Genomic DNA, 17914 nt, shown 5'->3' with positions numbered 1-17914 from the left:
ACATCTAACAATTCATTCAAGCCGAAGCCGCTTCGCGGGTCGGCTTAATTCAAGCGTTAGGACTCAATGGCATCTTCCGATCTCAACGAGCTTTTCAAAGCCGCTCTTGGCTTCGCTGAGATCATGCTGACCAAAGAGGGAGATTTCATTCCATTCGGCGTGTCAATGGATCCGAGTGGCCAAGTTGCACTCGTTGCGGGTGACGTGGGCTCAGAGCATCCCGCTTCAGCAGATGTAATCGCCCTGCTCCAATCATCCTTCCGGCAGTCTGTCGCCGAGGGCACAATCCGCGCCGCTGGCGTTTGCCTAGATGTGCGCGTCACCCCTCCTGGCACAGCCGCAAAATCCGACGCAATTTGTGTTCGTCTCGCCCACACATCGGGTGAGGCCGTTGAGGTATACGTTCCCTACACTGGGCAGCAACCCGGGACTCACACATATGGAGAGGTCTTTGCCACCCCTGCTAGTGAGTTTAAGGTGGTTGAGTCCTAACAATTCATTCAAGCCGAAACCGCTTCGCGGTTCGGCTTAATTCAGGCGTTAGGCCGCTTTCCCACCATCAATGGAATTGGCGATGACTCGAGCAACGACAATGCATGAAGTGCACAGCGAATACGTGCAGGTAGGCACTCTTCAGATGTATTGCGAGACCCAAGGCCACGGCCCGCCGCTGTTGTTGTTGCACGCAGGGTTCGCGACGATTGAGACTTCGTTCGAAAAATTGCGGCCTGTGTTGGCCAAGCGCTGGACGACGATCGCAGTAGAGCAGCAAGGCCATGGCCACACTGCCGACATCGACAGGGCGCTGACCTACGAGCAGATGGTCAAGGACACCGCAGCGCTACTGCGAAAAAAAAAGATTACCGGTGCCAGTGTCTTCGGTTGGAGCGACGGCGGGATCGTAGCGCTCGGCCTGGCAGCGCGGCATCCGAAAATCGTCCACAAAGTTGCGACTATCGGCTCCGGCTACAACTCCGAAGCAGAGACACCGGAATTCAAGCAACGCTTGGCGGAAATGAAGCCCGACAATGAACACACTTTGCCGTTCCGTGACGCCTATCGGGAGGTCGCACCGAGACCGGAGGAGTGGCCGTTGCTGGTCGAAAAGGTAAAGGCGATGTACGCCGGTTTCAAAGGTTGGTCGGAAGCCGAGATGCGATCGCTCAAGGCACCACTGATGGTGATGCTGGGCGACGAGGACTTCCTCCGTCCTGAGCATGCGCTAGAGTTGTTCAGAATGGTGCCAAGCGGAACACTGGCAATACTGCCGGGTAGCGACCATTCGGCACCCGTCACGCGAACGGATTGGGTGACGGCCATGCTCGTCGATTTTTTCGACGCTCCGTAGCAAGCGACCGCCAATAGTTCTTTCAAATGCGCTGACAAATCGTCTTACCTGTAATCCGCTCGCGCTAGTCGGCTGCCGAACGCAGTATATTTGAGGAGAGAGTCATGGCTGAATCATCAAAAGACTTCGATGAGTTCATGAAGCAACGCGAAGAAGCGTCTGATGCGTTCGTCAACGGTAACTCCAATCCACTAGACAAAATTTCCGCTCAAAGCTCGCCTGCAACTATTTTTGGGCCAAAGGGAGATTGTGTGCAGGGTGCCAAGCACGTAAATGCTGCAAACACCAAGGGCGCTAAGCTCTTCAAGTCCGGGAGCAACAATGCTTTTGAGGTGCTACACAAGGCGGCGGATGACAACATCGCATACTGGGTTGGCATTCAGCGCTCTATCGTGCAGATACAAGGCGAGGAGCAAGGTGTTCCTATGGACTTGAGAGTGACAGAAATATTCCGGCGCGAAAACGGACTGTGGAAACTGATTCATCGGCATGCTGACCGTTTGGCATCGGACAACGCGGCCTAACAATTCATTCAAGCCGAACCCGCTTCGCGGCTCGGCTTAATTCAGGCGTTAGACCGCAGAACGGAGAATCGTGAGTAAAGCAACGAACAACGCAACCGCCGGCGACCCATCAAACGGCTACGAGGCAGTCGCCCCAGAATTCATGCGACGGCGTGAGCAGTCGATCATCGGTATCGCAACAGTCCAAATGTGGTCTCGATTTCTCCCGCGAGGCGGTGCGATTCTCGACCTCGGCTGTGGATCCGGAGTGCCGATCTCGACGGCGCTAAACAACGAAGGATTCGTGGTATATGGCATAGATGCTTCGGCAAGTCTGACTGCAGCGTTTCGCCGCCGGTTGCCTCATGCGCATGTCGCCTGCGAAGCGATCGAGGATTCACGTTTCTTTGGTCGAACGTTTGACGGCGTGATCGCGGTAGGCTTGATGTTTCTGCTGCCCCCAGACGTGCAACGAGATCTCATTCGCAAGGTCGCTGTGGCGCTGAACCCCGACGGTAGATTTCTGTTCACATCCCCGGCGCAGCTGTGCACTTGGACGGACGTGCTGACGGGTCAGGAGTCGCACTCTCTGGGAACCGAGGAGTACAAGGCCGCATTCTCGGAAGCAGGCCTCACGCTGATTGGTGAGTACGAGGATGAAGGCGAGAACCATTACTATGACACACGTCATTCGCGCGCACGTTCGTCAGGCGCGGGTGTTGCGCCTACTTAGTTGACCCGCGACCGCTAACATGCCGCTCCAGAGGACACGCCGCAAGCGGCGCGCCGCTGAGCTGGTATGTTCGGCCTCATGAAGAACGCGCCAGCCGGCTACGAGTGTCCGTTCTGCCGCGTAGCGGAAACTCTGCCGACGCCGGCACCGGGATCGGCCGTTGTTCTGGTGGAGCCGCGCGTGTTTGCCTTCGTTCCGCTCCATCACTACGCGGGCATACAAGGCAACTGCCTAGTCGCACCCAGGCTTCATTACGAGAACGTGCTGGACATCCCCGATAGTCTCGGCAATGACTTCTTTCGTGCCACACGTCTCCTGGCGAGCGCGATGAAGAAGGCATTTGGTTGTGAGGGAATCTCTACGCGTCAGCACAATGGCCCAGCGGGCGATCAAGACGTTTGGCACTTCCATCTTCACGTGTTCCCTCGCTTCCGCGATGATGGCCTCTGGGGCGGGCATAAGGCGCCCTACGTAACCGAAGAGCGTCTAGAAGCGGCGGACCGTCTTAGGACTGCTCTGCGGTAGCGCATGCTTCCTTGCGATGCACTCCGGCCGGAAGCACCATGCTCGCCTAACAGGTCGTGTAGCCGATGCGGTAATTCCTACGGTTCAGTGCCTGAAAGGCGACCGGATCGGTGTCCGGCACCGGCACGAATCCCTCCGGCGGAGACGGATGGCGGAAAAGGAACGTCCGCTTCCCGTCGTACACGGCCAGCGGCACCGCCAGCGGGTCGAAACCGGGCCAGAGGCCCTCTCCTGCGTGCTCCGCGGCCAGCCGCGCCACTTCCCGTTCCAGGTCGGCCGCCGCGAGCGGCCGCTCTTGCGCCGGGCCGCTTCCGTCCGCGGGGGCGGGCTGCGGCCGGTCGCATGCGACCAGGGCTGCGCCCAGCATCATGAGCAGACACCATCGCATCGGTCCGATCCTCCCCGAAGCCCGGCCGCCATCCTACTCCGCGCGCGCGGCGGCGACACGATGCGAAGAGTGCCCGTTGAAGCGCAGGTGCGGGCACATGCGCACGCCAACGCCGGACAAGTACGATGGCACCGTGGCGAGCGATACTCGGCAAACGTCCGTCGGCGGGGAAGAACATGTCCAGGTATCCATGCATCGTCCTTTTGTGCAGCCTCACGCTCGTCCAGCAGTCGCTTCCGGCCCTGGCCGGGCAGACTGCAGAGAGCGCCGGGATGGAATCAGCGCCCGCTGCCGCGAGCCGCGACGGGCAGCACGATTTCGATTCCAACATCGGAACATGGAATACCCACCTCAGGCGCCTGCAGCATCCCCTGAGCGGCTCCACCACCTGGGTCGAGTACGAAGGCACGTCGGTCGTGCGGGAGCTGCTGGGCGGACGCGCGAACCTGGTTGAACTCGAGGTCGAGGGTTCGACGGGCCGCATCGACGGCCTGCTGCTCCGCCTCTACAACCCGAAGTCCCGCCAGTGGAGCATGCACTACGCCAACGTCGCCAGCGGTGCCCTGGTCAATCCCCTGATCGGTGCGTTCAAGGACGGCCGCGGCGAGTTCTACGCACAGGACACCTTCGAGGACCGCGCGGTCCTGGTCCGCTTCGTGATCACGCAGCGCGGGCCGGATGCATGGCGCTTCGAGCAGGCGTTCTCGGACGACGGCGGCAGGACGTGGGAACCGAACTGGATCGCAACCGACACCCGGCGTCGGGAAGCCGCGCAATCGGGCGGAGGCGGCGAATGAGCGGCCCCGCCTCGCGTCCGGCAGGGATGGAGCGGCGGCCGATGCATGGGCTCTTTGCCGCGGCAGGCGCCGTGGTCCTCGCCTGCGTGGCCGCGCTGTCCTCGCTCGACGCACGCGCCGAGGCGGCGGAAGCGGAGGTTCCGGCAGAGAGCGTGGCCGTGCGCATGCTCTGGTCGACGCTGGATACGTTGTGGAACGCACGCGACGCGGAGCGGTTCGGCGACCTCTTCGCCGTGGACGCGAGCTTCGAGTTCGTGGACCGCGGAGAGCGCCTGGAAGGCCGCAGGGCGATTCGCCGCCACTTCGCGCAGCGGTTCCCGCGATTCGCCCCGGATGTCCGCCATCGCACGCACGTGCGCGAGGTGCACGCCATCGCGCCGGGCGTGAGCACGGTCGACGGCAAGGTGGAGATCCTGCGGGAAGGAACCGGCGACGGTGCGGAGCCGGTAGTGTCGAGGACGTTCGCGATCTTCGCCGTCATGCTGCGGACCGCGGACGGCTGGAAGATCCGGACGCTGCGTGCCTACGCGTTGCCGGCGGCCGACGGGCCCGCGCCTGCGTCCACCTGACGACACCCGCAAGCCATCGCCTGCCGCGCCGGCGGCGAACGGCGGGGCCGCCGTTACGCTCTGCGTGGATTGAAGCGCGAGCGTTGCGCGCGTCCTGTACTCACGATGCCTCGGTCTCTTCGGTCTTGATGTTCGCCTCCACCTGGATGCGCAGCGTCACGTCCATGTCCAAGCCATACTCCTTGCCCGCGTCCAGGCCGAACTCGCTGCGGTCGAAGGTGGCGTGGGCATCGGCGCCGCACCAGTCGCGCTTGAAGATCGGGTGCGGCTGGCAGTTGAAGCGATCGATGGCGAGGGTGAGCGGGCGGGTGACGCCGTGCAACGTGAACTCGCCCTCGACCCGGGTGGGTGCGCCGTCGCGGAAACCGGCCAGGGTGCCACGGTAGGTGGCTTCCGGGTAGCGTTCGGTATCCAGCAGATCCTTGCCGATCGCCCAGTCGTTGAGCGCGTCCAGCCCGAAGTCGATGCTGCGCGCATCGACGACGACCTCCACGCTGCCGGTGCCGCGCTCGCGGTCGAGGCGCACCTCGCCGCGGCTGCGGTTGAACTTGCCACGCCACGTGGACATGCCCACGTGGTCAGCCTCGAAGCTGGGGAAGGTGTGCTCGGGCTCGAGCACGTACACGACCTCGGCGGCGGTCGCGGCGGTCGCGGCGAGGGACAGCGCCAGCAGGGCGGGAAGGCGGTAGCGGGTCATGGCAGGCTCCAGTGCGTGAAAGGAATGGCGTTGCTTGCCTTGGCGACGTTCGGCCTGGGCCGGAATCGACATCGGCGGGCCGTTTCCCTCCGTGCGGCCATTGCCGGACTGTCGCACGGGCCCACCGGCACAGCTTCCTGTCACTTCAGGGCCTTGGAACCGCACCGGCGCGGCTGGTAAGTTCGGCTTCCCCGCGCGGCGATGATTGCCGCGCCTCGGTTCGCCCGCCGCCATCGGCGCCCGGGTGTCGATTCCGCAAGGCTCGATCCGTCGTACCTCGAAGGCCGGCGCGGCGGCACGAACCCGCCCGCCCCGTTCCCATCACCCGCATCCGGACCGACGATGACCACAGAATCCGACCCGAACGCCCAAGCCGAAGCCGCCATGGCCGCCCCTCCACCGCCCCCGCAGTCCGTCTGGGCGGCACTGCGCGAGGCGATCCGCGGCACCGGCGCCGACTACACCAAGATCCCGCTGCGCAAGGCGGTGTTCCTGCTGGCGGTGCCGATGGTGCTGGAGCTGGTGCTGGAGTCCACGTTCGCGGTGGTGGACATCTACTTCGTCGGCAAGCTGGGCTCGTCGGCGGTGGCCACCGTGGGCCTGACCGAGAGTTATCTGTTCCTGCTGTACTCGGTCGCGATGGGGCTGGCGATGGCGGTGACCGCGGTGGTCGCCCGGCGCATCGGCGAGCACAAGCACGAGGAGGCCGCGGTCACCGCGGTGCAGGCCATCCTCATCGCGCTGCTGGTGTCGGTGCCGTTCGCGCTGGCCGGCATCGTCTACGCCCAGGACCTGCTGCGCATTATGGGCGCCGACGCCTGGACCCTGGAGCACGGCTACCGCTACATGCAGTGGATGCTCGGCGGCAACGCGGTGATCATGCTGCTGTTCGTGATCAACGCGATCTACCGCGGCGCCGGCGATGCGGCCATCGCCATGCGCGTGCTGTGGCTGGCCAACGGCCTGAACATCGTGCTGGACCCGATCCTGATCTTCGGCTTCGGCCCGATCCCGGCGATGGGCATCGAAGGAGCCGCCATCGCCACCAATATCGGGCGCGGCGCGGGCGTGCTGATGCAGCTGTGGATCCTGTTCCGCGGCGGCCGGCACATCAAGGTGACGGTCTCCCAGCTGGTCTGGCGCGGCGCGATCCTGCTCAACATCGTGCGCACCTCGCTGGGCGGAGTCGGCCAGATGGTCGTGGCGATGACCTCGTGGATCTTCCTGATGCGGATCCTTGCCAGCATCGGCAGCGAGGCGGTGGCCGGCGCCACCATCGCCATCCGCATCATGATGTTCACGCTGATGCCGGCCTGGGGCATGTCCAACGCCGCGGCCACGCTGGTCGGGCAGAACCTGGGCGCCGGCCAGCCGGACCGCGCCGAGGCCTCGGTGTGGCGGATCGGCTGGTACAACATGGTCTTCACCGTGGCGGTGGCGGTGGTGTTCTTCCTGCTCCACGACCGGCTAATCGCGATCTTCACCGACGATCCGACGGTGATCGCCATCGGCGGCGAGTGGCTGCGGATCCTGTCGTACTCCTATTTCGTCTACGGCTGGTGGATGGTCGCGGTGCAGGCGTTCAACGGCGCCGGCGACACCGCCACGCCCACCTGGATCAACCTGGTGTTCTTCTGGCTGATCCAGATTCCGCTGTCGTACGTGCTCGCCATCCAGCTGGACTGGCAGCACACCGGCGTGTTCTGGGGCGTGTTCGTATCCGAGACCTCGGTGGGGCTGTTCACCCTGTGGCTGTTCACGCGCGGCAAGTGGAAGACCAAGCAGGTGTAGCGGGGATTCACTGCCGTGGACCGGCGCGCCAGAGCAGGTATGCGTACACCAGAAGCGAAACGACGACGTATCCCGACTCCACCCATGCCCGCCGCCGGGCGTCGGTTCGCGAGCGGGTGATGTCCAGCAGGAACTGGCGAAGCAGGAACGTATAGAGGATGTAGTACAGGAACGGCACCACGTGCACGTACCAGGGATAGTCCTCCACCCGCCTGCCGAAGCGGCCGAGAATCCAGCCGATCTGGGCATAGATGCCCAGGATCCCGAGCCCGGCATTGATCAGCATCCATTTGACCTGGTCGATCCCGAAAAGCACCAGGTAGAAGGCCAGATAGACGACGATGGCGATGCCGCCGTGGGCGTAGACGAAGCCGAGGTCGGGCGTGTCGCCGCCATAGGCCAGGAAGAAACCCGACAGCCCGAATGCCAGCATGTGGAACATGAAGAACGGATAGATGAATCGGCCGGCATCCGCGGCCAATCCCTGGCGACCTGCTGTAGCGGTCTTCCGATTGCTCTGCGTCATCGTCCTGCCCGATCCTCGTGTCGGTCGACAGGTGTCGCCGCACCTGCCCGCCATTAGGATACGGCGCCAGGCGACGATAGCGGCCAGCCGTCGACCCACTCGTCCTTTCACTGACCCAAGGTCCGCCATGCTTCCGATCGCCGCCCTGCTCGTCCTCGTCGTCGCGCCGCTGGCGTTCGCGATCATCGGCATGGTGCGCATGCGCGGCGAACCGCCGGTTCGGCACGAAGCCGTTCGCCCCTGGCGCTGGCGCATGAGCGCGGTGTCGATGCTGCTGTACACGCTGGCGTTCAACCTGACGTTCTTCGTGCAGGAACTGTTCCTGGTGCTGCCCAAGGCGCTGACGCCTGGCCTGCGCCCCACGCTGTTCCACAACAATCACGGCTGGGAAGGCACGCATCCGCTGGCCTCCCTGTTCCAGGGCACCGGCGCGCTGGCGACGCTGCTGGTCGGCATCGCCGCGGGCCTGTGGCTGCGGCGCACCCGCACAGGACCGGCGTGGTGGCGGCTGCTGGTGTTCTGGATGGCCTTCGGCGGCGTGTTCATGGCATTGCCGCAGGCGGTGATCGGTGCGCTGGTGCCGCAGGGCGACGTCGGCATGGCGATGACGTATTTCGGGCTGGGCCCGGCCGCGAAAGCCACGGTGGCGCTGCTGGCGTTGATCGCGATGCCGCTGTTCGCGCTGTGGCTGCTGCGGCCGTTGCTTGAACTGGCCGGAGACCCCGCACAGGTCGCCGGCGCCGGCGCGCGCATGCGCTTCGTATTGCTGGCGGCCACGCTGCCGGCGCTGCTCGCGATCGTGCTGATCGTGCCGTTCCGGATGCCGCGGGAGTGGGTGGAGGTGCTGCTGTTGCCGGTGATCGTGACCGTGGCCGGACTGGCATGGACGCAGGCCGGCGCGTGGCGGATCCACGCGGTCCGGCCGTTGGAAGGACGTGGCGGTTGGCCGATCGGTGCGCTGCTGGCGGCGGTGATCGCGCTTCTCGCGGTGTTCCAGCTGGTGCTGCGGCCGGGCATCGCGTTTTATTGAGGCGTTCAGCAGAAAGCTGCGGCGGCTTCGGAGGTGCCGGAAATCGAGGCCCGGCTCGCCAGCACGCCGTTCACCGCCGGCGTGCGCCCGGGTGTTGCACTATCACGAAATGCACGTGGTTTGGCACCTGTCGTTCACGGGAAGGCAAGAAATGTTCGGTTAGCGTCGACCGGCGGCCATCCCCCGGTTCTGCGCGTCTTGCACCTGAACAGGCCGCTATTCAGTTCGCCTTCCCTGTAGGAGATTTCCCCATGGCATCACAACTTTCGCGCCAAGCCGGTCTCGCGGCTCTCGTGCTGACGGCTACGCTCGCGGGCTGCGCCAATTACATCAAGCGTGACGAATTCGACGCCACCGTTGCCGAGCTCCGCGCGGCCGACCAGCAACTTGCCTCGCAGATCCAGGCGCTGTCCGACAAGCACGATGCCCTGGTGACCCAGCTCGCGGGCCGGACCCGCCTCGATACCGCCGCATACTTCGGCTTCGACGACGCGACCCTGGACGAACGGGCCAAGCCGCTGCTGGACGATTTCGCCAATGTCATCCGCAGCAGCCACTCGCAGGCATTGATCACGGTGGAGGGCTTCACCGATCCGGCCGGCCCGGCCTCGTACAACAAGCGCCTGGGCCAGGCGCGCGCCGATGCCGTTCGCAACTACCTGGTCAACACCGCCGGCCTGCCGGCCGAGCAGGTCCGCGCAGTCAGCTATGGCGAGGACGAGAATCGCCAGGTGCGTCCGGATGCCTACGGCGACGCAGGGCAGGACAACCGCCGCGTCGGCCTGATCGTCGACTATGCGGGCCCGCGGACCGCCGGCCAGGCGACGTAACCCGCGCGGGAAACGGCAAGCCGGGCCGCTGCTGGCGGCCCGCTTTCGCTTCCGCGGCGGATGCCCGGGCGGTCAAGCATCAGGATCGGGTTCAGTTCAAAAAAGTACCGCAGGATTTCTCCGATTCCGTGCGCGATACTGTCGCCGCCAGCACCTGGAGGACCCGACCATGATCCACTCCGGTACGACTGTGCTGCTCTGGTTCAACGCGGCAGGCTGCGGCCTGTTGGCCGGCCTGTTCTTCACCTTCTCCGCATTCGCGATGAAAGCCTTGGGCCGCATGGAGCCTTCCGGCGGGATCGCGGCGATGAACTCGATCAACGAGACGATCCTGCGTTCGCTGTTCATGCCGCTGTTCTGGGGTACGACGCTGGCGAGCCTGGGCCTGGCGGCCATCGCGCTGTCCGGCTGGAACGAACCGGCCGCCAAATCGATGCTCATTGGCGGGTTGGTCTACATCTTCGGCATGTTCGTCTGCACGATCGCGATCGAGGTGCCGCTCAACAACGAGCTGGCAAGGGTCGACCCCGGCAGCGACGCCGCATTGCCTGTCTGGCAGCGGTACCAACGCCGTTGGACAGGCTGGAATCACGTCCGCACGCTCGCATGCCTGGTGGCGTGCGTACTCTTCATCCAGGCACTGGTCGAAAGGGGCTGAAGCGCGACCAGACGGCACCACCGGGGTGACGATCACCGTGGGCAACTTCTTCGACTGAGCGGAGAACGGGCAGCTCGTCCAGTGCAGGAATTCGGCGTACTTCTCCGCGTTGGAAATGGCGCCAGGGACCGAGGCATCCCGCGTTCTCAAGATTGCGCGATGTCCGCCCGGCCTTCACCCTGCCGGCACCTTGTCGCGGTTGAGGACGAACGACGTCACCACGTCGGTCACGCCGGCCAATCGGGCGATGCGATCGCGGGTGAGGTTGAGTTCGGCGACGTCGGTTCCGGCAAGTTCCACCAGCAGGTCGATCTCGCCGCTGAGCGAGTAGCAGCGGACGACGTCCGGCATCGACACCACCGCGCGCACCACCGCCGGGTCGGGCGTGCGCGCGAGCCGGACCAGCAGGATGGTCGTGAGCCCGGCATCGGCCGGCGCGACATCGACGGTGTAGCGGCGGATCACCCCGTCGGCCTCCATCCGGGCGATGCGGTCGCGCACGCTGCTGCGCGACAGCGAGACGGCGGCGGCCAGCGTCTTCAGAGGCCGGCTGGCGTCCTCGACGAGCAGTTGCAGGAGACGGCGATCGATATCGTCCAAGCGGCGGTCCGTGAATTTGTCGGTGCGATCCGGAAAAATGACGGCGACGGTGCGGCCGGCCAAGTGGCAGCATGGCATTGTCCCAGCCGAGGAACACGTACTCGTGCAACGCCGACAATTCTGCCAGCTGGCGGCCGCCATGATGGCGCTCCCCGTGCCAGCCTCGAAACGGAACCCCGACATGCGCATCACGCCTCACCACCCGACCGGCCTTGCCTACGCGCAGGCCTGCGAAGTCTCGGATTTCTCGCGCCTGCTGTTCGTCAGCGGCCAGGTGCCGGCCGACGGGGAGGGCCGCGTACCTGCCGACTACCGCAGCCAGTACCGGCTGGCCTGGGCGAACGTGCAAGCGCAGCTCGAGGCGGCGGGCATGTCGTTCGACAACCTGGTCAAGGTGACGATCTTCCTGTCCGACCGCGCCCTGATCCCGCAGAGCAAGGGACTGCGCCAGGAGGTGCTGGGCGACCGTTCGCCGGCGCTGACCATCGTCATCGCCGGCATCTTCGACGAGGCCTGGCTGCTGGAGATCGAGGCCGTGGCGGCGGCGTGATCATGCCGGTACATGCTGCGCTGCTGACGGCCGTGGCGGTCGCCGTTGCCACGACGGCCACGTCCAGCGCGATCCCGGAGGTCCGGGCCGGCGATGTAGCCGCTTCCCGGCCGGTACGCTGGACGCCGGACGAATTGTCCACGCCGCTCTACGAATCCTCGCCGGTGTTCTCGCCCGACGGCACGGAGTTGCACTTCTTGCGCGCCGATACCCGCTTCGGCGGCTATCGGCTGCTGTGGTCGCGTTGCGCGTCCGGGCGGTGGAGCGACCCGGCGCCGCCGCCCTTCGCGGCGCCGGCGGGCACGCTGGAAGCGGATCCGGCGTTCTCCCACGACGGCCGGCTGCTCTATTACGTGTCGGCCAGGGGCAATGCCGACAGCGACGATCTCGACATCTGGAGGGTCGCGCGCGACGACGATGGCCGATGGGGTGCACCGCGCAGAATGCCCGCGCCGGTCAATTCGCCGGCAGCGGAACTGCTGCCGCGGCCGTTGCCGGGCGGGCGCCTGCTATTCGGTTCCAGCCGGCCGGGCGGCCATGGCCAGGGCGATATCTACATCGCCACGCCGCAGGACGGTGGCGGCTGGCGGCTCGAGAACGCCGGGCCACCGATCAGCACGTCGGCCTACGAGTACGAAGCGGAGATATCGCACGACGGCAAGGTGATGGCGGTGGTGGCCGACCGTGGCGAGCGTTCGCATCTGTATCTCTACGACCGCGACGGCGATGCCTGGATCGAACGCGGCCGCGTGCCTGCACGCGACGATGTCTTCCAGGTCGGCCCGCTGCTGTCGCCGACCGGCGATCGGCTGCTGTTCGCACAGGCGGAAGCCGGCGAGCGATCGGGCGAATGGTTCCTGGTCGATCTTCGGCCCGATCCGGACCCGCGCTGGCCGCCGGTGTGCGGCGAGGCAGATCGGCGCGAGCCGAGGAAAGCCGAGGCCATCAAGGCATCGGCCGCTCCGCTCGGGTGACCGGCGAAGAGGGGCAACGCCGTGTCGGCGAGCGCCTGCGGCGATGCCGACACGCCCCGATCACCCCGCGCCTGGTGGCAAAGGGAGCGACGGTCGCGACTTCCCGGTGGCGGCATGCCGCCACCACTCCCACAAGGGTCAAGCGACTGGCTGTTGAGGGCGGCGGCCCGCCGCGCGCAGAAGTCAGGACTTCGCGCCCAACTCGACCACCGGCGCGAAACCGCCGTAGATCAGGCGCTTGCCGTCGAACGGCATCGGGTTGGATTCGGGCGAGAGCCGCGGGTCCTTCATGGCTTTTTGCATACCCGCATCGCGGGTCTCCTTGTCGGGCCATTCGATCCAGGAGAAGACGACGGTTTCGTCGTCCTTCGCCTGCACGGCGCGGCGGAAATCGGTCTGCTCGCCCTTGGGCACGTCGTCGCCCCAGCACTCGAGGACGCGGGTGGCGCCGTATTCCACGAACACTGAATCGCCTTGGTTGGCGTGGTCGATGAACTTCTGCTTGTTGGCGGTCGGGACTGCCATGATGAAGCCGTCGATGTAGGGCATCACTTGTCTCCTGTCGGGTGGTCTGGATCAATCGGACCTGCAGTGGCCGGCGCGGCGACCCGATGGATCAACCGGGCGCGTACTGCCGGGCACCCACTGCGGTGCTCCTGTCGAGCGACGAATCGGCGCACCGGAAATCGACATGCGCCGCCGTCGTATTCGGCCCTGTTCGGGATGGCGGCGCCGTGAAGAGGACGAACGCGACCCGAGCGTCCGGATTACGGCGCATTCCCCTGCGCTGGCCAGAGCGCCAGCACCGAGAGCGCGAACAATCTGCGGGTCTTGCCTGACCCGGTTCGTTGGCGAATCCCGCGCTGCGGCAACGTCGGATTGTCGCCGGTCTTGTGCGCAATGCCCGCGAACCCGAGGATCAGCCGTGGGCGCGTCTCCCCACCACCTTCAAACCACGCCGGTATCGCGCGCATGGCGCGCTCCTACGGACGATGCATACGCCGGTCCTCCGGGAGGTGCCTGCATGACAGGCTATGCGCTCAGCAGCACCCGGTTCATGCGCCGCACGAAGGCCGCGGGGTCCGGCAGCGGGGCGCCGGCGGCGATCTCGGCCTGCTCCAGCAGCAACGTGGCCAGGTCCTTCGATTTCGCCTCATCGGTCTCCGCCTCCACCCGCTTGAGCAGCTCGTGCTGCGGGTTGACCTCCAGGGTGGGCTTGCTCTCGGGGATCTCCTGGCCGGCTTCGCGCAGCAGCCGGGCGAAGTGCGGGGCCATGTCGTAGTCGGCCAGCGCCAGGCACGATGGCGAATCGGTAAGGCGCGCGGAGACGCGCACGTCGGCGACGCGGTCGCCCAGCAGGTCCTTGAGTTTCTGCAGCAGCGGCTTGGCGGCCTGGGTCGCCTCGTCCTGCTTCTGCTTGTCGGCCGCGTCCAGCGGCAATTCGCCCTTGGCGACGTGCTGCAGGGTCTTGCCGCCGTACTCGCGCAGCGAGCCGAGCATCCACTCGTCGATGCGGTCGGACATCAGCAGCACTTCGATGTCCTTCGCCTTGAACGCCTCCAGCTGCGGGCTGCCGGCCGCGGCGGCATGGCTGTCGGCGGTGACGTACCAGATGGTGTCCTGGCCGACGGCCATGCGGCCGATGTAGTCGTCCAGGGAGACCGTCTGCGCGGCGCCCTCCCCATTGGTGGAGGCGAAGCGCAGCAGCCTGGCGATGCGCTCGCGGTTGTTGGCGTCCTCGGCCGCGCCCTCCTTCAGGGTGTTGCCGAAGGCCTTGTAGAAGGTGGCGAACTTGTCGGGCTCGTCGCGCGCCAGTTTCTCGATCAGGTCGAGCACGCGCTTGACGCAGGCGCCCTTGATGCGGTCGAGCTGGCGATTCTGCTGCAGCAGTTCGCGGCTGACGTTGAGCGGCAGGTCGTCGGCATCGACCACGCCGCGCACGAAGCGCAGGTAGTTGGGCAGCAGTTCCTCGGCGGCGTCCATCACGAACACGCGCTTGATATAGAGCTTGAGCCCCTTGCGCTCGTCGCGGCCGCCCATCATCAGGTCGAACGGCGGGCGCGAAGGCAGGTACAGCAGCGTGGTGAAGCTCTGGCTGCCCTCGACGCGGTTGTGGCTCCAGGCCAGCGCGTCGTTGAAGTCGTGGCCGAGCGATTTGTAGAAGCCCTGGTAGTCCTCGTCGGAGATCTCAGCCTTGGGTTTCGTCCACAGCGCGGAAGCGGCGTTGACGGTCTCCCACTCGTTCCTGGGCGCGGCCTTGTCGTCCTCGTCCGCGGCCTCCTTCGGCATGCGGATCGGAAATGCCACGTGGTCGGAATAGCGGTTGATCAGCGAGCGCAGGTGCCAGCCTTCGAGGAAGGTGTCCTCGTCGGGCTTGAGGTGCAGCATTACCGTGGTGCCGCGCTCGGCCAATTCGGCCGATTCGAGGGTGTACTCGCCCTTGCCGTCGCTCTCCCATTTCACGCCCTCGCCGGCCGGCGCCCCGGCGCGGCGGCTGAACACGGTGACCCGGTCGGCCACGACGAAGGCCGAATAGAAGCCGACGCCGAACTGCCCGATCAGGCGCGCATCGGCCTTCTGCTCGCCGCTCATCGCCTCCAGGAAGCGGCGCGTGCCGGAGCTGGCGATGGAGCCGATGTTGGCCACGATCTCGTCGCGGCTCATGCCGATGCCGTTGTCGCGCACGGTCACGGTGCGCGCGTCCTTGTCCCAGCTGACGTCGATGTGCAACTCGCCGTCGTCGGCCATCAGCTCCGGGTGGGCGATGGCTTCGAAACGCAGTTTGTCGCAGGCATCGGAGGCGTTGGAGACCAGCTCGCGCAGGAAGATCTCCTTGTGCGAGTACAGCGAGTGGGTGACCAGGTGCAGGACCTGGGCGACTTCGGCTTCGAAGCGGCGGGTTTCGGGAGGGGCATTCATATGTGGTGTCCTGGTCCGCGCTGGGATTGGATGCGAACGTCGACTATGGGTGTCGGCGGCGGGAATTCAAGCCCGTCCGGTCCCTTCTGTCCGTGGATGCGCCATGTTCACGATGCGTGCGACGCCGCGCATCGGGCCAACCCGCGCAGTCGGGCCACGCCGGCATCGCGCGCATGGCGCGCTCCTACGGAGGCCCCCGCGGGGCCCGTGGCGCCGGATTTTCGTAGGAGCGCGCCATGCGCGCGATGCCGCGGGTCGCACCGACGCCGCGGTCCGCGCGGCCGAGGAAGCGTGCCGACGGAAAATCCGGCGCCCACGCGGCACAGGTCCGCGTCAGGCCGCGTCGTGGAAGATCACCCCGAGCGTGTGGCGGTGGCCGGCCCGCACCGTGCCGACGCCGTGGCGCAGCTTGACCCGGTAGTCGCCGCGGGTCCCGCGCACGGGGCGCATGTTGACCGCGAACACCACCGCATCGCCCTTGCGCAGCGGCACCACCTCGGCGCGCGACTGCATCCGCGGCCGCTGTTCGGTCAGCACGAACTCGCCGCCTTCGAAATCCTTCCCTGGCTCCGACAGCAACGCCGCCACCTGCAGCGGGAAGACGTGCTCGCCGTAGAGGTCCTGGTGCAGGCAGTTGTAGTCGCCCTCGCCATATTGCAGCAGCAGCGGCGTCGGACGCGTCTGCCCGGCGCGATGGCAGCGATCGAGGAAGGCGCCGTGGTCGGCCGGGAAGCGGACGTCGACCGCCATCCGCTCGTGCCAGCGGTTGGCGATCGGGACCAGCGGCGGATACAACGCGGTGCGCAGACGCTCGACCAGCGACGGCAGCGGATAAGCGAAGTAGCGGTACTCGCCGCGACCGAAGCCGTGCCGGGCCATCACGACGCGACTGCGGAAACCCTCGTCGCGACCATAGAGCCCGACGGTGGCATCGCACTGCACTCCGGTCAGCAGTCCCGGCAGCAGCGCCCAGCCCCGCGCGTCCAGGCCGGCGGCGACCGCCGGCCAGTCGATCCGGTCCGCCCCGCTCATGTCGCCGCGGCCTCGCGCTCGAGCAGGGCGCGCTTGCGCTCCACGCCCCAGCGATAGCCGGAGAGTGCGCCGTCGCTGCGCACCACCCGGTGGCAGGGAATCGCCACGGCAAGCGCGTTGGCGGCGCAGGCGCCGGCAACGGCACGCACGGACTTGGGCGTGCCGATCCGGCGGGCGACTTCGGCGTAGGTGGCGGTGCGGCCGGCGGGGATATCCCGCAATGCCTGCCACACCCGCTGCTGGAACGCCGTGCCGCGTATGTCGAGCGGAAGGTCCAGGCCCAGGCCCGGCGCCTCGACGACACCGACCACGCGGGCGACCAGCGATTCGTATGTCCGATCGCCGCCGATGAGGTGCGCCTTGGGAAACTGGTCCTGCAGGTTGTGCAGCAGCGTCTCCGGATCATTGCCGAGCAGGATCGCCGCGATGCCCTTCTCGCTCGAGGCGACCAGGATGGCGCCCAGCGAGCACTGGCCGACGGCGAAGCGGATCGCCTCTTCGGCGCCGCCGGCGCGATAGCGCGTCGGCGTCATGCCGAGCATGGCATTGGCCGTCTCGTAGAAGCGGCCGTTGGAGCCGAAGCCGGCGTCGTAGATCGCGTCGGTCACCGTCTGCCCGCTGGCCAGTCCGTCGCGGACTCGGCTCGCCCGGTGCGCGGCGGCATAGGCCCTCGGCGTGAGACCGGTGGCGGCCTTGAACATGCGGTGGAAGTAACCGGGACTCAGCTCCACCGCACCGGCCAGCTCCGCCAGCGACGGCGGCCGTTCGGCCTGCTCGATCAGGCGGCAGGCCTTGGCGACGATCGCCGCGTTCTCCGCTTCCGTCGAGGCGCCTTCCGGGTTGCAGCGCCGGCACGGCCGGAAGCCGGTCTCGCGCGCCGCTTCCAGGGTGTCGTGGATGGCGACATTTCCCGGATTGGCGGTCCTGGACGGGCAGGACGGCCGGCAATAGACGCCGGTGGTCGCCACCGAGTACCAGAACTGGCCGTCGGCGCTGCGGTCGCGCGCCACGATGCGCGCCCAGCGCGGGTCGCGCCATGCGGGCGGTGTCGCGTCGTCCTGTCTGCGTTTCTGGGTCATGTTCATCACCGGGACTCCTGTGAGATGGGTGTGGAGCCACCATGCCGCAACCCCCGGCCCGCCACACTCCGATGCTTGCTTTCGAATCCGGCCATCGCCCGGATCGGGCGGTCCGGCATCGGCGGGCGGCCAGGCCGGATGCAAATCCCGTCGTCATCCCGGATCCCGGCTTTCCGCAGCCGGACGGCCCGCCCACAAGGGTCTTGGTTTCACAAGGGCGTCACTCCCTCAACGGCTGATCCAGGCCGCGGATCGCCGGCGCGACGCCGGCCCCGTTGCGCATCGGCGGGAAATGGTTGCAATGACCGATGGCAGTCGGAGCGAGGAACGGGGGGCGCTACCGTGTCAGGCGCCGGGCACACTCC

21 protein-coding genes are annotated in these 17914 nt (G+C 66.4%); 12 read left to right on the top strand and 9 right to left on the bottom strand.

Annotated elements, in window-relative coordinates; translation table 11 throughout:
- Nucleotides 1-592 precede the first annotated feature (592 nt).
- The 4 genes from AB5T46_RS16780 (at nt 593) to AB5T46_RS16765 (ending at nt 3109) form a co-directional block, all read left to right on the top strand.
- Nucleotides 593-1348 carry an alpha/beta fold hydrolase gene (locus tag AB5T46_RS16780; RefSeq protein WP_370565199.1) on the top strand — a complete coding sequence of 252 codons (756 nt, stop codon included), beginning with the start codon at nt 593-595 and terminating at the stop codon, nt 1346-1348.
- Between the two features lie 104 nt (nt 1349-1452).
- Complete coding sequence (locus AB5T46_RS16775) at nt 1453-1872, top strand: Cif family virulence factor (RefSeq protein ID WP_370565198.1); 420 nt, start codon at nt 1453-1455, stop codon at nt 1870-1872.
- Between the two features lie 70 nt (nt 1873-1942).
- Nucleotides 1943-2584: a class I SAM-dependent methyltransferase gene (locus AB5T46_RS16770; protein WP_370565197.1), complete on the top strand. Its 642-nt coding sequence runs from the start codon at nt 1943-1945 to the stop codon at nt 2582-2584.
- 66 nt (nt 2585-2650) lie between these two features.
- Complete coding sequence (locus AB5T46_RS16765; RefSeq protein ID WP_370565196.1) at nt 2651-3109, top strand: HIT family protein; 459 nt, start codon at nt 2651-2653, stop codon at nt 3107-3109.
- A gap of 46 nt (nt 3110-3155) precedes the next feature.
- Here AB5T46_RS16765 and AB5T46_RS16760 read toward each other — a convergent pair whose 3' ends face one another.
- The gene (locus tag AB5T46_RS16760) at nt 3156-3479 is read right to left on the bottom strand and encodes a hypothetical protein (protein WP_370565195.1); all 324 of its coding nucleotides are present in this window, start codon (nt 3477-3479) and stop codon (nt 3156-3158) included.
- Between the two features lie 290 nt (nt 3480-3769).
- Here AB5T46_RS16760 and AB5T46_RS16755 point away from each other — a divergent pair, with 290 nt between their 5' ends.
- Both AB5T46_RS16755 and AB5T46_RS16750 read left to right on the top strand, forming a co-directional pair.
- Entirely contained in the window at nt 3770-4294 is a 525-nt protein-coding gene (locus AB5T46_RS16755) for a hypothetical protein (RefSeq protein ID WP_370565194.1), read from the top strand.
- Nucleotides 4295-4335: 41 nt separating this feature from the next.
- Nucleotides 4336-4863 (top strand): SgcJ/EcaC family oxidoreductase, encoded by a 528-nt coding sequence (locus tag AB5T46_RS16750; RefSeq protein ID WP_370565193.1) that lies wholly within the window; start codon nt 4336-4338, stop codon nt 4861-4863.
- Nucleotides 4864-4963: 100 nt separating this feature from the next.
- Here AB5T46_RS16750 and AB5T46_RS16745 read toward each other — a convergent pair whose 3' ends face one another.
- Nucleotides 4964-5560 carry a YceI family protein gene (locus tag AB5T46_RS16745; protein ID WP_370565192.1) on the bottom strand — a complete coding sequence of 199 codons (597 nt, stop codon included), beginning with the start codon at nt 5558-5560 and terminating at the stop codon, nt 4964-4966.
- A 342-nt stretch (nt 5561-5902) separates the two neighbouring features.
- Here AB5T46_RS16745 and AB5T46_RS16740 point away from each other — a divergent pair, with 342 nt between their 5' ends.
- Entirely contained in the window at nt 5903-7351 is a 1449-nt protein-coding gene (locus tag AB5T46_RS16740) for an MATE family efflux transporter (protein ID WP_370565191.1), read from the top strand.
- Nucleotides 7352-7358: 7 nt separating this feature from the next.
- Here the strand turns inward: AB5T46_RS16740 and AB5T46_RS16735 are convergent, their stop codons facing one another.
- Nucleotides 7359-7877 (bottom strand): hypothetical protein, encoded by a 519-nt coding sequence (locus AB5T46_RS16735; protein ID WP_370565190.1) that lies wholly within the window; start codon nt 7875-7877, stop codon nt 7359-7361.
- Nucleotides 7878-8004: 127 nt separating this feature from the next.
- On the opposite strand from AB5T46_RS16735, the gene AB5T46_RS16730 reads away from it, so the two are divergent.
- The 3 genes from AB5T46_RS16730 to AB5T46_RS16720 all read left to right on the top strand — a co-directional run bounded on the left by AB5T46_RS16730 (nt 8005) and on the right by AB5T46_RS16720 (nt 10395).
- Nucleotides 8005-8907, top strand: coding sequence for a hypothetical protein (locus tag AB5T46_RS16730; protein ID WP_370565189.1), 903 nt, complete (start codon nt 8005-8007; stop codon nt 8905-8907).
- A 251-nt stretch (nt 8908-9158) separates the two neighbouring features.
- The gene (locus AB5T46_RS16725; RefSeq protein WP_370565188.1) at nt 9159-9737 is read left to right on the top strand and encodes an OmpA family protein; all 579 of its coding nucleotides are present in this window, start codon (nt 9159-9161) and stop codon (nt 9735-9737) included.
- Between the two features lie 190 nt (nt 9738-9927).
- The gene (locus AB5T46_RS16720) at nt 9928-10395 is read left to right on the top strand and encodes an anthrone oxygenase family protein (protein WP_370565187.1); all 468 of its coding nucleotides are present in this window, start codon (nt 9928-9930) and stop codon (nt 10393-10395) included.
- Between the two features lie 174 nt (nt 10396-10569).
- Here AB5T46_RS16720 and AB5T46_RS16715 read toward each other — a convergent pair whose 3' ends face one another.
- Nucleotides 10570-11058, bottom strand: coding sequence for an Lrp/AsnC family transcriptional regulator (locus tag AB5T46_RS16715; RefSeq protein ID WP_370565186.1), 489 nt, complete (start codon nt 11056-11058; stop codon nt 10570-10572).
- Between the two features lie 118 nt (nt 11059-11176).
- On the opposite strand from AB5T46_RS16715, the gene AB5T46_RS16710 reads away from it, so the two are divergent.
- Both AB5T46_RS16710 and AB5T46_RS16705 read left to right on the top strand, forming a co-directional pair.
- Entirely contained in the window at nt 11177-11545 is a 369-nt protein-coding gene (locus AB5T46_RS16710; RefSeq protein WP_370565185.1) for a RidA family protein, read from the top strand.
- 2 nt (nt 11546-11547) lie between these two features.
- A complete protein-coding gene (locus tag AB5T46_RS16705) occupies nt 11548-12519 on the top strand; it encodes a TolB family protein (RefSeq protein WP_370565184.1) in 972 nt (323 codons plus the stop codon).
- A 183-nt stretch (nt 12520-12702) separates the two neighbouring features.
- Here AB5T46_RS16705 and AB5T46_RS16700 read toward each other — a convergent pair whose 3' ends face one another.
- From AB5T46_RS16700 to ada, 5 genes are all read right to left on the bottom strand, one after another.
- Nucleotides 12703-13068: a DUF1428 domain-containing protein gene (locus AB5T46_RS16700; RefSeq protein ID WP_370565183.1), complete on the bottom strand. Its 366-nt coding sequence runs from the start codon at nt 13066-13068 to the stop codon at nt 12703-12705.
- 218 nt (nt 13069-13286) lie between these two features.
- The gene (locus tag AB5T46_RS16695) at nt 13287-13493 is read right to left on the bottom strand and encodes a hypothetical protein (protein WP_370565182.1); all 207 of its coding nucleotides are present in this window, start codon (nt 13491-13493) and stop codon (nt 13287-13289) included.
- Nucleotides 13494-13551: 58 nt separating this feature from the next.
- Nucleotides 13552-15438, bottom strand: coding sequence for a molecular chaperone HtpG (gene htpG / locus AB5T46_RS16690; protein WP_370565181.1), 1887 nt, complete (start codon nt 15436-15438; stop codon nt 13552-13554).
- A gap of 333 nt (nt 15439-15771) precedes the next feature.
- Nucleotides 15772-16470, bottom strand: coding sequence for a 2OG-Fe(II) oxygenase (locus AB5T46_RS16685; RefSeq protein WP_370565180.1), 699 nt, complete (start codon nt 16468-16470; stop codon nt 15772-15774).
- Complete coding sequence (ada, locus tag AB5T46_RS16680) at nt 16467-17549, bottom strand: bifunctional DNA-binding transcriptional regulator/O6-methylguanine-DNA methyltransferase Ada (protein ID WP_370565179.1); 1083 nt, start codon at nt 17547-17549, stop codon at nt 16467-16469. Before ada ends, AB5T46_RS16685 begins: the two co-directional genes overlap by 4 nt.
- Nucleotides 17550-17914: the final 365 nt, after the last annotated feature.

It is taken from the genome of Luteimonas salinilitoris (assembly GCF_041300785.1).
Taxonomy (GTDB): Bacteria; Pseudomonadota; Gammaproteobacteria; order Xanthomonadales; family Xanthomonadaceae; genus Luteimonas; species Luteimonas salinilitoris.
The sequence above is the reverse complement of the archived record's forward strand: the minus strand, read 5'-3'. Positions and strand labels throughout refer to the sequence as shown.